At 45.5% G+C, this 19,027-nt stretch carries 18 protein-coding genes and 2 pseudogenes; 11 read left to right on the top strand and 9 right to left on the bottom strand.

What is annotated here, in order from left to right:
• From dnaX to NK638_RS05120, 6 genes and pseudogenes are all read right to left on the bottom strand, one after another.
• On the bottom strand, nt 1-1,274 hold a 1,274-nt coding region (gene dnaX, locus NK638_RS05145), incomplete at its 3' end, for a DNA polymerase III subunit gamma/tau (RefSeq protein WP_274632181.1).
• A gap of 69 nt (nt 1,275-1,343) precedes the next feature.
• Nucleotides 1,344-1,562 carry a hypothetical protein gene (locus tag NK638_RS05140; protein WP_274632180.1) on the bottom strand — a complete coding sequence of 73 codons (219 nt, stop codon included), beginning with the start codon at nt 1,560-1,562 and terminating at the stop codon, nt 1,344-1,346.
• An 11-nt stretch (nt 1,563-1,573) separates the two neighbouring features.
• Entirely contained in the window at nt 1,574-2,662 is a 1,089-nt protein-coding gene (locus NK638_RS05135; RefSeq protein WP_274632179.1) for a hypothetical protein, read from the bottom strand.
• 175 nt (nt 2,663-2,837) lie between these two features.
• On the bottom strand, nt 2,838-4,376 hold the full coding sequence (gene lysS / locus NK638_RS05130) for a lysine--tRNA ligase (protein WP_105245731.1): 1,539 nt from the start codon (nt 4,374-4,376) through the stop codon (nt 2,838-2,840).
• Between the two features lie 113 nt (nt 4,377-4,489).
• A pseudogene (prfA, locus tag NK638_RS05125) lies at nt 4,490-5,576 on the bottom strand (peptide chain release factor 1).
• 267 nt (nt 5,577-5,843) lie between these two features.
• Nucleotides 5,844-6,989, bottom strand: coding sequence for a beta-ketoacyl-ACP synthase III (locus NK638_RS05120; RefSeq protein ID WP_274632178.1), 1,146 nt, complete (start codon nt 6,987-6,989; stop codon nt 5,844-5,846).
• 287 nt (nt 6,990-7,276) lie between these two features.
• On the opposite strand from NK638_RS05120, the gene pnuC reads away from it, so the two are divergent.
• Both pnuC and NK638_RS05110 read left to right on the top strand, forming a co-directional pair.
• Nucleotides 7,277-8,020, top strand: a complete 744-nt coding sequence (pnuC, locus tag NK638_RS05115) for a nicotinamide riboside transporter PnuC (protein ID WP_274632177.1) — start codon at nt 7,277-7,279, stop codon at nt 8,018-8,020.
• A complete protein-coding gene (locus tag NK638_RS05110) occupies nt 7,971-8,570 on the top strand; it encodes an ATP-binding protein (RefSeq protein ID WP_274632176.1) in 600 nt (199 codons plus the stop codon). Before pnuC ends, NK638_RS05110 begins: the two co-directional genes overlap by 50 nt.
• A gap of 43 nt (nt 8,571-8,613) precedes the next feature.
• Here NK638_RS05110 and NK638_RS05105 read toward each other — a convergent pair whose 3' ends face one another.
• Complete coding sequence (locus NK638_RS05105; RefSeq protein WP_274632175.1) at nt 8,614-9,297, bottom strand: DUF421 domain-containing protein; 684 nt, start codon at nt 9,295-9,297, stop codon at nt 8,614-8,616.
• A gap of 76 nt (nt 9,298-9,373) precedes the next feature.
• Here NK638_RS05105 and NK638_RS05100 point away from each other — a divergent pair, with 76 nt between their 5' ends.
• From NK638_RS05100 to NK638_RS05075, 6 genes are all read left to right on the top strand, one after another.
• Nucleotides 9,374-9,577 carry a hypothetical protein gene (locus NK638_RS05100; RefSeq protein ID WP_274632174.1) on the top strand — a complete coding sequence of 68 codons (204 nt, stop codon included), beginning with the start codon at nt 9,374-9,376 and terminating at the stop codon, nt 9,575-9,577.
• 221 nt (nt 9,578-9,798) lie between these two features.
• Complete coding sequence (creD, locus tag NK638_RS05095) at nt 9,799-11,361, top strand: cell envelope integrity protein CreD (RefSeq protein WP_274632173.1); 1,563 nt, start codon at nt 9,799-9,801, stop codon at nt 11,359-11,361.
• 80 nt (nt 11,362-11,441) lie between these two features.
• A complete protein-coding gene (locus NK638_RS05090; RefSeq protein ID WP_274632172.1) occupies nt 11,442-12,431 on the top strand; it encodes a DMT family transporter in 990 nt (329 codons plus the stop codon).
• Nucleotides 12,432-12,536: 105 nt separating this feature from the next.
• Entirely contained in the window at nt 12,537-12,908 is a 372-nt protein-coding gene (locus NK638_RS05085) for an MliC family protein (RefSeq protein ID WP_105245713.1), read from the top strand.
• A 299-nt stretch (nt 12,909-13,207) separates the two neighbouring features.
• On the top strand, nt 13,208-13,537 hold the full coding sequence (locus NK638_RS05080; protein ID WP_274632171.1) for a hypothetical protein: 330 nt from the start codon (nt 13,208-13,210) through the stop codon (nt 13,535-13,537).
• Between the two features lie 18 nt (nt 13,538-13,555).
• Nucleotides 13,556-14,269, top strand: a complete 714-nt coding sequence (locus NK638_RS05075) for an HAD-IC family P-type ATPase (protein ID WP_274632170.1) — start codon at nt 13,556-13,558, stop codon at nt 14,267-14,269.
• A 123-nt stretch (nt 14,270-14,392) separates the two neighbouring features.
• Here the strand turns inward: NK638_RS05075 and NK638_RS05070 are convergent, their stop codons facing one another.
• The gene (locus NK638_RS05070; RefSeq protein ID WP_198336190.1) at nt 14,393-14,920 is read right to left on the bottom strand and encodes a peroxiredoxin; all 528 of its coding nucleotides are present in this window, start codon (nt 14,918-14,920) and stop codon (nt 14,393-14,395) included.
• A 282-nt stretch (nt 14,921-15,202) separates the two neighbouring features.
• Here NK638_RS05070 and NK638_RS05065 point away from each other — a divergent pair.
• Nucleotides 15,203-15,636, top strand: a pseudogene (locus NK638_RS05065) (integrase core domain-containing protein); the annotation flags it as partial.
• On the opposite strand, the gene NK638_RS05060 reads toward NK638_RS05065, so the two are convergent.
• Nucleotides 15,601-16,560 carry an AraC family transcriptional regulator gene (locus tag NK638_RS05060; protein WP_274632169.1) on the bottom strand — a complete coding sequence of 320 codons (960 nt, stop codon included), beginning with the start codon at nt 16,558-16,560 and terminating at the stop codon, nt 15,601-15,603. The pseudogene NK638_RS05065 and the gene NK638_RS05060 overlap by 36 nt on opposite strands.
• A 313-nt stretch (nt 16,561-16,873) precedes the next feature.
• Between NK638_RS05060 and NK638_RS05055 the strand changes: the two genes are divergently transcribed.
• Together NK638_RS05055 and NK638_RS05050 are read left to right on the top strand one after the other, a co-directional pair.
• Nucleotides 16,874-17,446 (top strand): TonB-dependent receptor plug domain-containing protein, encoded by a 573-nt coding sequence (locus tag NK638_RS05055; RefSeq protein ID WP_274632168.1) that lies wholly within the window; start codon nt 16,874-16,876, stop codon nt 17,444-17,446.
• Entirely contained in the window at nt 17,409-18,848 is a 1,440-nt protein-coding gene (locus NK638_RS05050) for a TonB-dependent receptor domain-containing protein (RefSeq protein ID WP_274632182.1), read from the top strand. Before NK638_RS05055 ends, NK638_RS05050 begins: the two co-directional genes overlap by 38 nt.
• Nucleotides 18,849-19,027: the final 179 nt, after the last annotated feature.

Raw genomic sequence — 19,027 nt, 5'->3', positions numbered from 1 at the left:
TCAGGGTCATAAGCAGCTGAAGGCAATTGCTGACTAAGATCATGTTGATAATCTACATCGTCATCTGGTAGCGATACTGCTGAAACATTATACTCAGCCGTAGAAGCTGTCGGTGAATTTTTCACCTCACTAGGCGGCTGCGGCAGCGTAGGAGGGGTTTCTGTCAGCACCTCATCAGCTGCGAGCGGACGAAACGCCAGTAGACGCAGTAGACACATCTCAAGCGCCTGCATGGGTGTACTGGCAAGCTTGACCCCTTCACGCGCTTGCACAACGATTTCATAATACAGCTGCAGCACATCAGGGCTGATATGCTGCGCTAGGGTATGAATATCTTGCGCTTGTACTTCATTAACGTTGAGCGCCACTTGAGGCAACAACTGTGTCAAAGCCAATTGATGCAACAGCTCAGCGAGCCCATCAAACATGCTGGTTGCATCGACCATCTGCGTGCGCATCTGCTCAATGTGGGCGGCGACAGCAGGCTTATCATGGTTATAGATATCGGTGATAAGACGAACCAAGTCAGCTGAATCAATTAACCCAAGCATGGCATTAACAGTCGCATCGTCAAGCCCACCTTGACCGAAAGCGATGGCCTGATCGGTCAGCGACAAAGCATCGCGCACCGAGCCTTTGGCAGCACTGGCCAACTGCCAAAGTGCAGGCTGGGTATAAGCCACATGCTCTTTGGTCAAGATATTTGCCAAATGCTCACTAAGTAGCGTCTGCGGCAAGGGACGCAGTACAAACTGCAAGCAGCGTGAGATGATAGTGATCGGTAGTTTTTGCGGATCAGTGGTCGCCAGCAAAAACTTGACGTGCTCGGGCGGCTCTTCTAGTGTTTTTAATAAGGCATTAAAACTGTGGGTCGATAGCATGTGTACTTCATCAATCAAGTACACTTTGTAGCGCCCTTGGCTTGGCGCATAAGGGACATTGTCCAATAGCTCACGGGTGTCTTCGACTTTGGTACGAGAGGCCGCATCAATCTCAATCAAGTCAATAAAACGTCCCTGATCGATGGCCACACAGTTATCACACACACCGCAAGGCGTGCTCGTCACACCCGTCTCGCAGTTCAAACATTTTGATAAGATACGCGCAATCGTCGTCTTACCCACCCCGCGCGTCCCTGTAAACAGATAGGCGTGATGCAGACGATTATAATCTATCGCATTAATCAATGCTTGCGAGACGTGCGTTTGTCCAATCAACTCATGAAAGTTTTTTGGGCGATATTTGCGAGCTAAAACTTGATATTGCTGCGTCATAATAAATGCCAATTTGAATAATACAAAGATAAATAGCGCATCCGCCCAGCGATCAACAGCCCGCCTGATTTATAACTGGGCTTTTAGCTGTGCCAGCTGCTGGTATAAGCGCTGAGTGTTTGCATCGATGAGCGCACCACTTTGATAAAACGCATCCAAATGTACCTCAGTGTTTACGCTGTCCTCGCAGGGTCTAAACTCGACACCGATCAAAAACAAATCCTCCATCACAGGCGCTTGCATTTGTGCATTGAGCTCCGCCAACAGATCTTGATGTGCACCGCGCACCTGCTCGGCGCTTAGCGAGCCATGAGCTCCGCCAACAGATCTTGATGTGCACCGCGCACCTGCTCGGCGCTTAGCGAGCCATGAGGATCTTGGGCATAAAACACCATCAGATAATGACGACCAAACATCCTATAAGAGTGCTCGTGGCGGACATAGCCATTCCAGCGTGAGTCTTGATCCATGGTTCTATAAGCGAGGATTTTTTCTATCAAGCACGCATAAGTATACATCGATTCATCAACCAATATATCGACCTGTGCTTTTGGTAGCGGGCGCTGCGCCTCATAAGCATCTTTGATCAGATCATTAAACAGCTTATACCACATGCCTGTGTTTTTTTGGATCTCTGCCATTAGAGACGCTGCAAAAGCCATCTGCCCAGGCTCTGTGGCCTTAAGTAAGCGCGGCTCAATCTGGTCAATCAGCTCATACTTAACCAATTGCTCTTGTACAGCGATGGCTCTTTGATGAAAATCTGGCGACTGCAAAAACTCCGCCAGCAGCGTTGACTCATCTTGAAAGGATTCAAAACTCGTCAACTGACGACGATGAAAGTCTAAAAAGGCGGTCAAATCACTTGGCGTCACCAGTTGCCGCAAGATATCGATAAAGTTTTGATAACTAAAAACCTGCAGGACGCTTTGCTCATCGTCCAAATCTAGCACGCAGTCTTCAGCAAAAAACTGACTGCCGTACTCGTAGCCAATTGCATAAGTCGGTGCCTCTGCACGGCCAGCATGGTGCTGGACTGCAAGCGACGTCAGACCGATGAAGTACACAGCTTTATCCCTCTGCACATCGCTATTTGTCAGAGATTTATCGTTTTTTTGATAAAGCGCTGCATGACGCTTGATCAGCTGATTGACGACTTCTTTTCGCCATTCGCGAACTTGGCTGCTATCGATGTCAGGCTGACTTGCTTGCCTCATGACATCATTGACCAGCAGATAAATACGCGCGTCAGAGAACTCAAAGACAAAATCATACCCCTGAAACTGATCAGAGGTAAGTGTGTCATCGTTTGCTGTTTCATACAGTGACAAAAAGCTTTGCTGAACCATCTGTTGCCAAATTGAAGAGGCAGCTTGCTGAGTATCCATAATATCCCTATAAATGTGCGCTCTAAAATTCTGAGCCTATTCCTTAAAAGTAGAAAAAATTACAAAAGCAGAAAAACCTGATTATGTTTAGTTTAGTCTCAGCACAGATTGATGGCAAGCAAAGCCCTTTTCGCTTGTTTTTTGGCCGCTAAGCGCATAGCATATATTAAGCTTTCTAGCTTTCTAGCTTGCGACGCATGTGCGGAAACAAGATCACATCACGAATACTCGCCGAATCTGTAAATAGCATCACCAAACGGTCGATACCGATACCCTCACCGGCAGTCGGTGGCAAGCCATAAGACAAGGCTTCGATGTATTCTTCATCGAAATGCATGGCTTCGTCGTCGCCCGCGTCTTTTTCGGCGACCTGACCGTGAAAACGCTCTGCTTGGTCTGCTGGGTCGTTAAGCTCACTAAAGCCATTGGCCAATTCGCGGCCACCGATGAATAGCTCAAAGCGATCGGTGATTTCTGGATTGTCATCACTGCGGCGCGCCAGCGGTGAAGTCTCAGCTGGGTACTCAGTGATAAAGGTTGGCTGGCGCAGCTGATGCTCGGCCGTTTCTTCAAAGATAATGGTTTGTAGTTTACCCACACCAAACACGTCTTTTACTGGTTGCTTGAGCGTTGTTGATACATACTCTGCCAGATAGTCACGATCATTGATACGTGACATGTCGAAGTTTTCGGCGTATTTGGCAATCGCATCAGACATAGACAGACGCACAAATGGCGCTTTTAGGCTGATGGCTTCTCCTTGGTAAGTAAGCTCTGTGGTACCCAAGATATCCATTGCCAATTCGTTAAATAAACGCTCGGTCAAATCCATCAAATCATGATAATCAGCATAGGCTTGATAAAACTCAATCATGGTGAATTCAGGGTTATGACGGGTCGATACCCCTTCGTTACGGAAGCTGCGGTTGATCTCAAACACTTTCTCAAAACCACCGACCACTAAGCGCTTTAGATAAAGCTCAGGAGCAATGCGTAAATATAACGGCATATCTAGCGCGTTATGATGGGTCACAAATGGACGCGCCACTGCGCCACCTGGAATGGGATGCATCATCGGCGTTTCTACTTCCATAAAACGCTCACCCAGCATAAACTTGCGAATACCACTGATCACTTGACTGCGAACCATAAAGGTATCGCGTGTGGTCTCATTGGTCATCAAGTCAAGATGGCGATTGCGATAGCGCGCCTCTACATCGGCGAGGCCATGGAATTTGTTTGGCATCGGGCGTAGCGACTTGGTCAATAACGTGAACTCTTCGATATGGACGTATAAGTCGCCTTTACCCGAGCGTCCGATATAGCCTGACACCCCAACGATATCACCCAAATCCAATGATTTGATGGTGGCAAGTGTTTCTGGATCCAGCTCTTTACGAGCGACATATAGCTGAATACGACCCGTCATATCTTGAATGACAATAAACGCGCCGCGGTTCAACATGACGCGTCCTGCCACGTTGACCTGAGTTTTTTCGCCTTTTGCGACGTTGTCTTCGATTTCTTGTTTTGAGATACCTTCAAAGGCGGTTTGCAAATCTTTGGCGTAATCTGTGCGTTTAAAGGTGTTTGGATACGCCGGCTTGCCCGACTCTGTGATAGCGTCTAGCTTGGCTTGCAGTTGGGCAATCAGCTCATTGGATTCTTCTAATGTGGGCGCTTGCTCTTGGTTTTGATTATTGTGCTTTGACATAATACTTCTCAAAATGATTAGGTAATGAAATAAAAAACATAAAAATAATAGTAGAGCAGCTAAGAACACTGCCCGTTCAGATGGTACTTATCAATCTTTGCGACGCGCGGCTATTAATCGCCGCCACCGATACTGGCCATCAAGTCTGCTTGGTGCTCACGCAGTAGCGCATCAAGCAGCTCATCTAGATCGCCTTCCATGATTGAATCGAGCTTATAGAGAGTTAGGTTGATGCGGTGGTCGGTCATACGCCCTTGCGGGAAGTTATAGGTGCGGATACGCTCACTACGATCGCCGCTACCGACGAGGTCACGACGCATCTCATCTGCGGTATCGACCTGCGCTTGTACTTTGGCCTGCTGAATGCGTGATATCAGCATTTGCATCGCTTTTGCGCGGTTTTTGTGCTGGCTACGCTCTTGCTGACACTCTGCCACCACGCCTGTCGGTATGTGCGTCAAACGCACCGCTGAGTCGGTGGTGTTGACGTGCTGACCACCTGCGCCACTTGAGCGATACGTATCCATCTTGATATCAGCAGGATTGAGCTCTACTGTATCATCAATCTCAACTTCTGGCATGACAGCCACCGTACACGCAGAGGTGTGGACACGGCCTTGACTTTCTGTTTCTGGTACACGCTGGACACGATGCGCGCCTGACTCAAACTTTAGGCGTAACGCCGGTGCCTGAGACACGGGTGATGATTTCTTTGTAGCCGCCGTGCTCGCCCTCATTTGCCGATAGCACCTCAACAGTCCAGCCTTGGTTTTGTGCATACTTTTGGTACATACGGAACAAGTCACCAGAGAAAATCGCCGCTTCATCGCCGCCCGTCCCAGCGCGAATCTCCAAAAACGCTGGCACCTTATCATTCGGGTCTTTGGGCAGCATCATGACATTGAGCGCTTCCTCCATCTCAGCGATGGTTTCACGAGCACTGTCGATCTCATCGATCAGCATCTCTTTCATGTCAGGATCAGTGGCATCAGCCAGCATCGCCTCAGCATCTGCTTGATCGGTTTCTGCACGCCCATAGTTCTGCCATAACGTGGTGATGTCCATCAGGTCACTATGCTCAACAGACAGCTCACGAAATTTATTATTGTCACTGATGACACTAGGATCGGATAATAAGGCGGTGACCTCTTCATAACGGTCTACCATCTGGTCTAAACGCAGGCGTAAGGATTCTTTCATAAAAGGACTTTTAATCAAATGAGGGGAATAAGAGAGTGATTATAGCAAATTTTTCCATTTAAATTAAAACCTGTCAGCAATCTGCCTATTATACTCATAAATTACCGCCTGTGCGGCCGAGCAGAAGTGATAGAAATCAATAGCTTGATACCATATCCTACTGACATAAAAAAATAGCCAAGATTGCTCTTAGCTATTTGTTGTTGTCGGTAGTGAACAACAGGTAACAGTAACTATCAGCCGCCGTGCTAGCGGTATCGCTGTCGTTTATACCTTGCGCACCAGCACCGAGCCGATCGAGTAACCTGCGCCAAATGAGCAGATGACACCCAAATCACCTGATGCCAGCTTGTCTTTGTAGCGATGGAAGACAATCATCGGACTGGCTGAGCTGGTATTGGCAAACTCATCGATGACGCTTGGCACGATGGCTTTGTCCGCATCACGCCCCACGACCGTGCGCAAGATAAGATCTAGCATATTGGCATTGGCTTGGTGCAGCCACATCATCTTCACATCATCCGCTGATAGCTCGTTTTCTGTTAGATGCTCGGTGATAATCTCCGACACTTTCGGACAGACCTCACGGAACACTTTGCGACCGTTTTGTAAAAACAGCTTATCCGTGACCGGCTCTTTGATATCAGGATACATCTCAGTCTGCGCCGCCAAAAACTCGGAGCGATCCATAAAACCGTATTCGTTTTTGATGTTGGTTGAAAACTGAGTAAACAGTTTTGAGTTGATAATCTCATAACCTTTAGGCGTCTCTAGCTCTTCGATGATAGAAGCCGTCGCCACATCACCAAAGATAAAATGACTATCACGGTTGCGCCAGTTTAAATGCGCTGAGGTAATCTCGACGTTGACCACAGCTACGCGTTTGGCCAGACCTGAGATGATAGAGCCGTGGGCTTGCGATAACCCAAACGTCGCGGCACTACAAGCAACGTTCATATCATAAGCAAAACCGCCTACCATGCCGATCTCGTTCTGAATCTCAATGGCGACTGCCGGATACGTACGCTGAAAGTTTGAGCACGCAAGGATGATACCATCCAAATCGTTAGCCTCCAGCCCTGCATCCGCTAAAGCGTCTTTTAGTGCGGCGGCGCCCATCTCAGCCATGACTGATAGCTCTTCGCCAAGCTGGCGATAAGGAATCACAGGTGCCATGATTTCAGGATCTAAGATCCCGTCTTTTTCCATGACATAGCGTGATTTGATGCCAGATACTTTTTCGATAAATGCAGCTGATGAAGGCTGCAGTGCGGTCACAGTCTCTGCTGCGATCTCGTCGGCATGCTCATTGTTGTAGTTTTCGACATACTGGTTAAATGAAGCCACCAGCTCTTCATTGCTGATGCTATAAGGAGGAACGTATAGGCCGGTGCCCGTGATACAAGTCGTCATAATAAGCTTCCTTGTCTACTGCGGTAGTGCTTGAATAAGCGTAAAAGTGAAAAAATAAGGATGTTTTGGTTTCGGTGAATAACTGTAAACTTAAAATCAGAGCCTTTATTATGCCTGAATATTATTATTTTTCTAATACTTTGTTACAAATAATGCATTTGTGACGAAAAATAAGTAAAGACGGCCTTTATTTGTGGGCATCTACGCTATAATTACGAGGCTCAGGGCGTGATATGCGACTATTGAGCGCTCGCAAACAGTCAAAGCGTTTATATTTAGGAATACTAATGGTAGAGATTTTTAACTGGTTGTTTGGACAATACGCTGACTACTCCGCCTTATTTATTACTTTAGAGTTGATTGCGGTGGTATTTGGCGTAGCCAGCGTCATGCTCGCCAGCAAAACCAACATCCTTGCTTTCCCCATCGGCCTGATTAGCACCGCCATATTTGTCTACCTCCTATGGAAGTGGCAGCTGTTTGGCGATATGTTTATCAATGCCTATTATACCGTAATGAGCCTATATGGCTGGATTAATTGGTCAAAAAACAAAGCAAAAAACACCGTTTCAGACCATCTCAACCCTACCAGCCAGCAAGACCGTGCGCTCAAGGAGGCTGAGAGCGCCATCCAAGTTGAGCGGTTAAGCACAAAAGATTTGCCCATACTAGCGAGTCTGGCCGCGGCCACCATGGCCTTTGTGGCACTGGTATATTACTTCCGCCCCGTGATAAACAATGGCTTTAGCTTTGAGGGTACCGTGCTGGGACTGCAGTTATTTACGTGGGTCGACTACACCGACATGCTAACCACGGCGCTGTTTTTGATGGCGATGTGGCTGATGGCACGACGCAAAATTGAGCACTGGCTATTGTGGATCGTCGCCGATGCCATCTCCGTACCGCTATACTTTTATAAAGGTCTCACCTTTACTGCACTACAATACGTAGTCTTCACTCTGATTGCAATCTGGGCTTATTATGAATGGCAACAACGCTATCGCAAACAACCTCAAACAGCATACGCCTAGATCCGTCGTCAATGTCGCAGTATTGGGCGCTGAAAGCACTGGCAAGACCACGTTGTGCCGAGATCTGGCGGCGCATTTTGCCAGTCCTTGGGTGCCAGAGTATATGCGCACTTACCTACAAGCCAAATGGGATAACGAGCAGCTGACCTGTACGTGGGAGGATTTATTGCCTATCGCGCAAGGTCAGATTGAGTTAGAAAACAAACGCGCAATGCAAGCGGCACAGCTACCTGCTGGCCAGCGTTATGTATTCTGTGATACCAGCTTGTTTGAGCTGATGGTTTACTCAAACTGGTACTATGGCGACTGTCCTCTTGCCCTGACTCAGGCGGCACTGGCGCATCATTATGACCTGATACTACTGACTGAGGTCGATACGCCGTGGGTCGCCGATGACTTGCGTGATGCGCCGCATGAGCGTGATGAGATTAGCGGCTACTTTGCAGATCAGCTTAGTGTTCATCACAAGTCATTTAGACGTATTGGTGGTGGTAGACAGACTCGTGTTATGCAGGTAGCAGAGTGGTTAAACAATTTTGATTGTGTGTAAATTTTTGCTTAGCCTATTTTAATAAAACAATGACTGGTATGGCTTATCTGACAATCTGGCTATTGAGCGCTTTTGCCCAGTTTTTGCAGTTATTCTGACAGCGCGAGCATACTTGATTAGGGCTTGTGATATGCTCGATATAACCGCAGTACATGCAAGCATAATGCACGCCTGACTCTACCTGCTCCACTGGCTGATACTGCTTAGGAAAAAGCGGCATACCGTAGCCTGTTTGCTCAGGTGGGTATAATAAGACGCTAAAATTGCCATCGGTTTCTAGCAGGCCGGTACGCACTTGCCCTAGATGCTCCACGCCCTGCTGACGCATCTCAGCAAAAAACTCATCGTGCGACATCTTGCCTTTTTTGATTTTGTCGAGCACCAGCATCCCATCTTCTACGATATACAGCGATTTTCCTTCTAGCAAATTTTCAAACGGCTGAAACTTCATCATCGCCCACGTACACAAGCGATACAGCAAGATGACGGTACTCATAATCAGCACCGCTTGGATGATCGGTAAATCCTCAGTAAACATCGGGTCGCCAGCGATAGAGCCTAATGACAAAATGATAGTCAGCTCAAATATAGATAACTGACGGACGCCGCGCTTACCCGTAAAGCGCAAGAACGTAATAATCAGTACAAACATCACAGCCACACGTACCAATATCTCTAGGGCAAATGCCCACGTGGTATCATGAATAAAAATACTCGCCCAATCCATAAATGGTTCCTTGTTGTTATTTTTAATAACGCTCTATTTTATGCAAAACTTGCGTCAATCACTGTAGGAATTATTTTTGAAAGCCACCTTTTATACCATAGTCGCGTTAATTGCATTTTCCGCAAACTCTTTATTTTGTAGGATGACGCTGGCGGAAGGCTATATCGATGCTTGGAGCTTCACCACCCTTCGCCTGCTGAGTGCCGCGATGAGCTTAATGACTATCACAAAGGGTTTCGGCGTATTGGTAGCGACAGAATGTCGCGAGTACGGCAAGTAGCAGTATGGTTGCAAGAATTAAGCTAATCTTGCTTAGGCTATTTATCAAAGATAACTATTAAAATAACGTCAAAACCTGCCAATACCAGTGCCTCCATTCATTTTCATAATTTTTCCATCTTTCTTGCACCGCTTTTTAGCATGGCTCCTCTACGCTGTTATTTAACCTTATGGATTTGTTATCTGAGTCGCTAGTCAAATCATCAGCTTGAGGACGTTCGCATGCAAAAAACCCTATTTATTAAACTCACTGTCATCGCTAGCCTCTGTGTGCTCTTTGCCATTGGTCTGACGATGTTCAGTAGCGTTATTACTGAAAGACAGTACTATGCTGACTCCGTGGTTCGCGAAATCGCCGATCAGCATGTCAACCCGCAAGAGATTATTACCCCCTTTATCGCCATTCCCGTCACCACGACACCAGAATGTACAAGCGCTGCTAATAAAGCCAATAAATGTGCGCCGCCCTTCACAACCATAGATACAATTTTTGCGGCGCAAAGCTTGGCAACTCAAAACCTTGACGTCAGTACTGACACTTATCAGCGCGGCATCTATCACGCGACTAGCTATAGTGGCGATATCAGTTTTAAGCAAAGCTATAAGCCGCAGACTGCTATAGAGTCTATTGAGACTGCCGATGTGCAAACCGATATGCCGGATACTACTGCAGTACATGACACTATAGCAACGGCGAAGCAGACAATCACGCACTGGGAGCAAGCTAAGCTCATTATTCCGGTATCAGACTTACGCGGCGTGCCCACCTTGCCTACTATCACAATAGATAAGCAAACTCTAAAAGCCACTTATCCAAGCGTGTCTATGCTCAACGGTTTAAGCTACGTAGAAGTCGCCTTACCACAAAATACCGTAACGCAATTAAAAGCCAATGCTACGGCTTTGCCTAATACCGCAAATAGTAATATTAACGCCAACCAAGCTATTGATATTACTATTGATTTACCGCTTGCCGGTATTAGCAACCTAAACACAGTCCCTACCGGCTCAAACTTTGAGCTGAGTATGCAAAGCAACTGGCATGCACCCAACTTTACAGGTAAAGCTTTGCCGAATGCTAAAGACTTTAGTGCTGAGGGATTTACTGCTAACTGGCAGAACCAGTACCTGACTGTGGCTAATAATCAATATTTATCGCAGTGCTTGAGCACGGCAAACAATAGCTGCACCGTTGATAGCAGAGCGCGCTTAGACAGTGGCAATCATGCTGATTATGAGGCGGCAGCAGTCGTCGTACAAGAAGCTGCCGGTAGCATAGGTAGCACCAATCACGGCAACCTAAATAGCGTGCGTCTTAATAGCTTTGGGGTCAGCTTCGCAGAACCTAACGATGTTTATTTGCAAACAGAACGTACCATGAAATACGCTTTACTATTAATTTTGATCTCATTTGGCACTTTCTTTTTATTTGAAGTGATTAAATCGAGTCGCATCCATCCGATTCAGTATTTGTTAGTAGGCTGCGCGCTATTGACCTTTTACGTTTTGTTATTACCATTAGCTGAGCAAATTGCTTTTTGGCAGGCTTATGCTGTTGCAGGTAGTAGCTGCGTTGGGCTGATCGGTTGGTACACTTACTATGTGCTCGGCGGCGTCAAGCGAGCGGTTATCTTTACCGCTATTTTAGCCGGTCTCTATGCCGCCTTTTATGGCATTCTCACCACTGAAGATCTAAATTTACTGTTAGGTGCGGTATTCTGCTTTATACTACTTGCCTGCGTGATGGTAATGACCCGTAAAATTGACTGGTATAAAGTTGCGTGATAAGTCGCGTAATCACAAGTTAATACTAGCTAAACATTTGGCGCTTGATAAGCGCCAAAATTGAGTGATAAGGGATTGTTTTGAAAGCCGCTGTTTATACTATCATTGCTCTGCTCGCCTTTGCCGCCAATTCTCTACTATGCCGAATGGCATTGATGGAAGGGGCTATCGATCCTTGGAACTTTACAATTTTGCGGCTACTGAGCGGCGCTATTTGTTTAGGTATTATCATCACCCTTCATACTCATCGTCTAAAACATCAGACACAAACCGCGACTTCTTTTAGCAGCGACTTTAACACTGACAATAATAACGCTGCTGTTGCTGCTATTTTAGCGGATAAAGGCAGCTGGCTTAGTAGTGTCAGTTTAGTGGTCTACGCGCTTTGTTTTTCGCTTGCTTATGTGGATCTAGATACCGGCACTGGGGCGCTCATATTATTTGCTGCTGTGCAACTGACGATGATAGGTTGGGGTATTTACCAAAAGGAGCAATTAACTATACTGCAGTGGCTCGCGCTAGCTTTCGCGCTGATTGGCTTTGTCTATTTGATGCTCCCTTCAGCAGCCATACCTTCTTTTACAGGCGCTCTGACTATGGCACTTAGCGGTATAGCTTGGGGCATCTATAGTATACGCGGCAAAGCTTGTCTCTCGCCGCTACGAGCTACGGGGTTTAATTTTATCAGAAGCCTAGTCGCTATCCCTTTTTTGTTGATAGTCGCTATCAGCCATTGGGTTGGGATAAGTATGCAAGGCGTGGTGCTAGCAGTAATATCAGGCGCGATTACTTCTGGCCTCGGCTACTGTATGTGGTATGTGGCTATGCCCTTGTTAAAAAGTACTCAAGCGGCAGTGGTGCAGCTTTGTGTACCGATAATTGCAGCACTAGCAGGCGTTTTGTTTTTATCAGAGACTCTGAGTTTACGCTTTATTATCGCAAGTATCGTCATCTTAGGGGCGGTACTGGTGTTTATCTTAAACAAAAAAAACAGTGTAAACAAAAAACCAAATATCGCTCAATCACTTAACCGATCAGGACTTAGCAAATCACGAAAAAGACAGAAATAATTACCTTGGTAAACTCTAACCACAACACGAAATTACATTTGAGCATGTATCATATTGCTCAGTATAACAACTCACATTCACTTACCAACTTGAGGAATATCGTTTATGAAAAAATTACTTGCTGTTGCTCCTTTTACCGTTTTGTTAGCCGCTTGTGCAACCAACGCTCCGACCACCACCGCCCCAACCACTGCTGCCAAACCAGTCGTTCAGTCATTTACCTGTGAAGACAACGGTATGATTACTGCCGCCTATGCAGCGGATGGTCAAGCGGCCAACCTAAACGTCACCTTGCCAAAAGTAGGTCTACAAGACGCGAAAATCACGCTAGAGCAAGCAGTATCAGGCTCTGGCGTACGTTATGTAAACAATGTAAACCCAAAGACCACCTATGACTGGCATACCAAAGCAGACTTTGGCATTATGACCATCACCTCAGACAATGGTCAACAGTATCAAGTAAACTGCCAACTATAGTTATTGACTATAAATAATGTATTGAATAGTGTTTTTACACTTATGAATGATGAGAGTCAGTAGTGAAGCTACTGGCTCTTTTTTATTGTACCAACCGCAATCAAGACAATCCCAATGTTGGGAGGCAATGACTGATACCTGACATCCACGCCCTAAAAAGACGTGGCTTTACGGTGCTTTTTGATAAAAAATGATTGACTTCTCTTATATATTCGATATATAACATATTATATATTCTAATTAATGAATGTATTGCGATGCGTCTGTTACGTATCCATCAGAATATATGGGAGGCTGCTATGATTCATTTAAGCTACACTATCAAATGCTGGGCATTGGGCGTTGCTTTTTTTGTCGGCTTTTACTTCATGGTGCTGCTAAGTGACCCCAGTTTTAGCAAATATGTCTATATACTGGCCCTGAGTACCGTACTTTTTCCCATTGCCAAACGGGCCGTCGATGCGATGATGAATTTTTTTGCCCCAAACACTGAGCTGTTTAATGGTTTGTTACCTTCATTGCTGATCAATATTGTGATTTGGATATTTACCCCATTTATCGTAGCACTCGCAGTCATTGCCTTTATTTTGCATAGTATGGGCGTACTGACAGAGAATATCGGTCATTAGCCAATCGTAGTGATGGGAATGTCCGTAGTCAACCAGCGCACTCTCGCTATTGGCTCTCCTGTTTATGCTGCTAACGAGACCGTTATTTCTGCATCACAGCAAGCACAGATTGAAACGCTGCAAAATGAAGGTAAGACCGTTTCTGTTTTAATTGATGAAGGTAGCCATGAAGTACTGGGACTAATTGCCTTACGTGATGAGCTGCGAGCAGATTCTAAAACCGCAATAGCCGAACTTAAAACATTAGGAATACGCTCTGTCATGCTAACAGGTGACAATAAGCTTACCGCTAAAGCACTGGCAAGTGATTTACAAGTAGATTGGGAAGCCGAACTATTGCCAGAAGATAAGCTTGACCTGCTTAGTCGTATTAGAAGCAGTAATAAAATAGCCATAGTTGGCGATGGAATTAATGATGCCCCTGCTCTGGCAACTGCTGATGTTGGTATTGCAATGGGTGGTGCTACAGATGTCGCGATGGAAACTGCAGACATTGCACTACTAAAAAGTCGTGTTATCGATGTCGTTCATCTGATAAAGCTTTCACGAGCAACTATGAGAAACATCCATCAAAACGTTGTGTTTGCACTAGGTTTAAAAGGTATGTTTTTGATTACGACCATACTCGGTATCACAGGTTTATGGATTGCTGTTTTGGCCGATACAGGGGCTACGGTTTTGGTAACTCTTAATGCTTTACGCCTACTTAGGTTTAAGGGCTCAGATGAGTGAATGCCGCATAAGAATATCAAGAAAACCTCTTATAAAAACCAACAAAAACTGCGTTGCCTTTATAGTGAAAGACAACGCAGCTTCATAACAATTAGAGCTTTATTTATCAAAAATTAATTTGATTTACTTCTGGCTTTTTAAGTACTCTAACATAGTATCTGCATCTGACACTTCGAACGGGTCAGTTGGGCAGTTGTCACCGAAGTTAGGTTCTTTAAACACCTTTTTGATTTCTTTATTATCGACATACATTGAATAACGCCATGAGCGCATGCCAAAGCCAAGATTACTCTTATCCACCAGCATACCCATCTTACGAGTGAACTCACCGTTACCGTCAGGAAGTAAGAAAACGTTTTCACGGCCTTGCTTTAAGCCCCACTGGTACATGACAAAAGCATCGTTAACAGAAACACAAACAACTTCATCAACACCTAGCGCTTTAAACTCATTGTAAAGCTCTTCATAGCGAGGCAAATGACTGGTTGAACAGGTTGGTGTAAAGGCGCCAGGTAGTGAGAATACAACTACTTTTTTATTGGCAAATAACTCATCTGTGGTTAGATCATACCATTTGAATGGGTTTTCACCACCGATAGATTCATCACGAACACGAGTTTTAAAAGTTACATCAGGTACATGGGTAATCATTTTTATCTCCGAGTTAGGTTATTGTGTTTTTGTACTCTACTTTCTTCAGTTATATATTAACAGCTATACCAATCCTTGTTCAAACTTTAAGGTTATCTTTTGAACCGCCTCGGAATTGTCGGATACTCAACGCTCCAAGAGAATACGACAATGAAAACACGAAACTATACCCCTGAAATGAAAGAGCGAGCCGTCCGTATGCTGATCAAAGCAGCAAACGACTATCCCTCCATCTGGTCAGCCATTCAAGCCATTGCCCCTAAGATTGGCTGCACCCCTGATATTGTCGGCTGGAAAGTATCGAATCGTATGAATACTGATATGGTGATGTCAGCGTTAAATCAAGCCATTGCAGACAGAAACAACCCAAAAGATGTGATTCATCATAGTGATCGAGGGGTTCAGTACTTATCCATTCGCTATACTTCTAGGATGACGGATTCTGGCGTCATTGCATCTGTTGGTACCACAGGTGACTCATACGACAACGCATTGGCTGAAACGGTCAATGGACTGTATAAGTCTGAGGTGATCGAGTATCTACAAGAGCAATGGCACGGTATGAAAGACGTTGAACTAGCAACCTTTGAGTGGGTAGATTGGTTTAATAAAAAAAGATACATAGTGCGATTGGCTATGTGTCGCCTTTTGAGTTTAAAAAGCGGTATATAATGAGCTCTTTACCGTATTCGTTGTTTGCGAAAATCATTCGGTGATATCACAAACCTCGATTTAAATACCTGACTAAAGTAGCTTGGTTGATACCCGCACATACTGGCAACACTTTTAATGCTTAAATCAGGGCGACAGCGCAGTAGCTGGCAAGACTGTTCTAAACGATATTCCGTTAAATATTCATGGATACCAAGCCCCGTTTCATTTTTAAAGCCTTTTTTTAAATAACATTCATTTAAGGCCACTCGGCTAGCCAAACTAGTAATGGTCAGCTCGGTATGAAATTCATTTTGAATAATATTAATGGCCTGCTGTATCTTCTTTGCTATCATAACATCTTGCTGCTGGTAATGACTTCGATTCATTTGCTCTGGTATTTCTAGCAGCATCGCCAGCCAAGACAACGCCTTCGCCTGCATGCGCATACAGTCACTGAGCGTTTCACTGCGTGGCATGCGGCATATCTGCCAGCCTAGCTCTCTCAAGCTGGTCGGCACTTGTATCTGGGTCACCACCTGCTTACAACTGCCATCCACCAAATGCAATAGCCAACTAGGCAATGGCTGCTGCTTATGCAATGCCAACAGATATTCAGGACGAAACTGCAAGCTAGTATAATAGCTAGGTTTATTTAGCGCATCGTGCTTTTGTGCAGGGTAACGATAACCATTGGTCACATTCATTTGCTCATGATATAAATGCGGAAACGCAATCTGTTTATCTGTCTTTTTCACATCTGCAAACGCAAAACACACCCCCACATATCCATCGCTATTCATTTCTGGATACACAATTGGGGTCGCTGTTTGCATTTGCTCTCGCACCAGAGTAAACCCATCGGCTATCTGATAACTCTCCTGATATGCTTTGACATGCTCTGCCTGCTCCCCACCTGTCAGCTTGCGTATGTGCATACTTCCTAACTCATGGTCTTGCCATGGCAGTGCCTCAATCGCCACACTCATATGACTGCTCCTCTAACCTCTATCCATCTCAAACTGTCTTAAATATCACTTTTCAGTTAATCCACTCATCTCACCAAAACATCAACCCAGCATAAAAGCACGGCATCAAACTCTGACAACAAACACAGTCATCTTTTGATGGGCTGGTCTTTAACTGACGAAAATGTATACCTACAATTTTTCGACTCGCTGCTTCAACTTGCCATCATTCCTGATTTTGATAGCAATTCTTTCCTGATTGTGACACAAATCTTCACAAAATTATATGATAATCATTCTCATTAAATTGACTGCATATTTTTGAGGTTTGACCATGCTTGCTCTTCGCACCCCACTTTCTTTTGCTGTAAAAACACTCATGTTCGGCTCATTGGCTACGCTAAGCACCGTTGCCTTTTCAGCCTCAGACAGCACAGACCCAAGCAATGAAGATGTACCAACCACCACCCTAGACACCATCACCGTCACTGCCAGCTCTGGCGGTGTGACACCGACGGTCAATCAGCAAATCATAGAAAAAAGCACCATTCTCGACATGAAAGATGTGTTAAAAGACCAACCCAGCCTCTCCGTCAGTGGTGGCAACGGTGTCGCACAGCAGCTATACATTCGTAATATGGGAGAAAACGAGCTGACCTTTAGCGTGGACAATGTCAGTACCAGTGCGCAAGTATTTCACCATCAATCTCGCTTTATGTTTGATCCCGCCTTGCTTAAATCCATCAACATTGAAAAAGGCACAGGCGCAGCCAGCTCGGGTATTGGTGTTACTGCTGGCGCCATTCGCATGACAACAGTCAATGCCAATGATATGCTAGAGGCTGACAAAGATGTTGGAGCAATGATTGGTGGCGGCTTATGGACGCAGTTCAAACGGTGCAGTTGATGGCATCATCATGGGCAACATCGTTCATAATGACAACTACGAAGATGGCGATGGCAACGAAGTGCCCTATACCGAAATAGACCAAGAAGGCTATTTGGCAAAACTTGGCTGGAACATCAACCCAGACAACCGCCTTGAGCTGAGTCATCGCCGTGAGCAAATGAGCGGTGACATCGGTTTTCGCCCCAATCTTATCGGCACCTACGGCGACCAGACCATTTTTGATACCGAAACCACACAAGACACCACTAACCTAGCCTATCAAGGCTATGACATTGGTGGTGTCTACGCTCTTGATATCGATGCCAATGCTTTTTATAGCAAGACCGATGACGAGCGTAAACAAATCGACAATCTTTCTGCCCGCATTCCAGACCCGCTTAACTCCGAAGCAGAAACCACAGGGGCAAATCTGTCCGTCACCTATCCAGTGACAGATGCGCACAGACTGGTCACTGGTATCAACTATCGAGACAGCAAAATCAGCGCAGATGCCTATACAGTTGGCACTGGCGAAGAAGAAAAGGAAGAATATGGCGTATTTGCTGAAATGCGCTGGGACTTTGACCCCATTTTGCTGACCACAGGCGTACGCTACGATCATTACGACATCATCAACAACACCGAGCAAAACCTAAGCGATGGCATGGTCAGCCCCAGCATTGCTGCCACTTGGTTTGTAAATAACAACTTATCTCTTAACGCCAGCTGGTCTCAAGCCATCCAATCTCCAAAACTGTATGAATCTTTAATTCTGGCATTGGCCAATGGCGACCAACACAGCTTTGCCGATGACTTAGAAGCTGGTAAAGCGCAAAACGCAGAAATCGGTATTGAATGGATGGGGGATAATGGCTTTATGGCAGGCGCAAGCGTCTTTGACCAACGTTTTAAAGATTACATCAACACCTACGACACCGTACAAGCCAACCAAGGCGAACTCAAAAACCAAGGCTACGAGCTCAACCTAGGCTACAAAAACAACGGCATCAAAGCCTACCTTGGTATGTCGCACAATGACCCTGAGTTAAATGGCGAATATTACGGCTATGCCCTTGACGTTGTCCCAACGGGTGACAAATATGTTGCGTCGGTTTCTTATCAGTTTGACGACCCCCAGCTTGAGATTGGTGTCAAACATCGTCACATGGATGAATACCAATACCGTGAAGCGGATGAAACTGAAGACCGCACCATGCCAAAATATTGGGTCACCGATGTCTTCGCCAACTGGCAACCTTTCAACAATGACAGCCTGAGCCTCAACGCTGGCATCAACAACATTGCAGATAAAATGTATTACAACCAAAGCAACTTCCGCTCCACGCGCTTTACCGACTTAACCAACTGGAATGCCGAGCGTGGTCGCGAATACCGTGTGGGTATTAATTATAAGTTCTAATGCCATAACGTTTTAAGGCATGTCATCAAAATTAGTAGAGATATTTTAGAATAAGTTATACTAGGGCGTGTCCCTATTTTAAAAATGGTGATAACAATGAGATAAATTAAAGGCAAACAATGAAAATAGCGCAGGTAATATCAAGATATTGGCCCGCTATTTGACACCGTTTGCCAAAG

The organism is Psychrobacter sp. A3 (assembly GCF_028823565.1).
Classification (GTDB): domain Bacteria; phylum Pseudomonadota; class Gammaproteobacteria; order Pseudomonadales; family Moraxellaceae; genus Psychrobacter; species Psychrobacter celer.
Note: the sequence above shows the minus strand (reverse complement) of the source record. Positions and strands in the feature narration are given on the sequence as shown.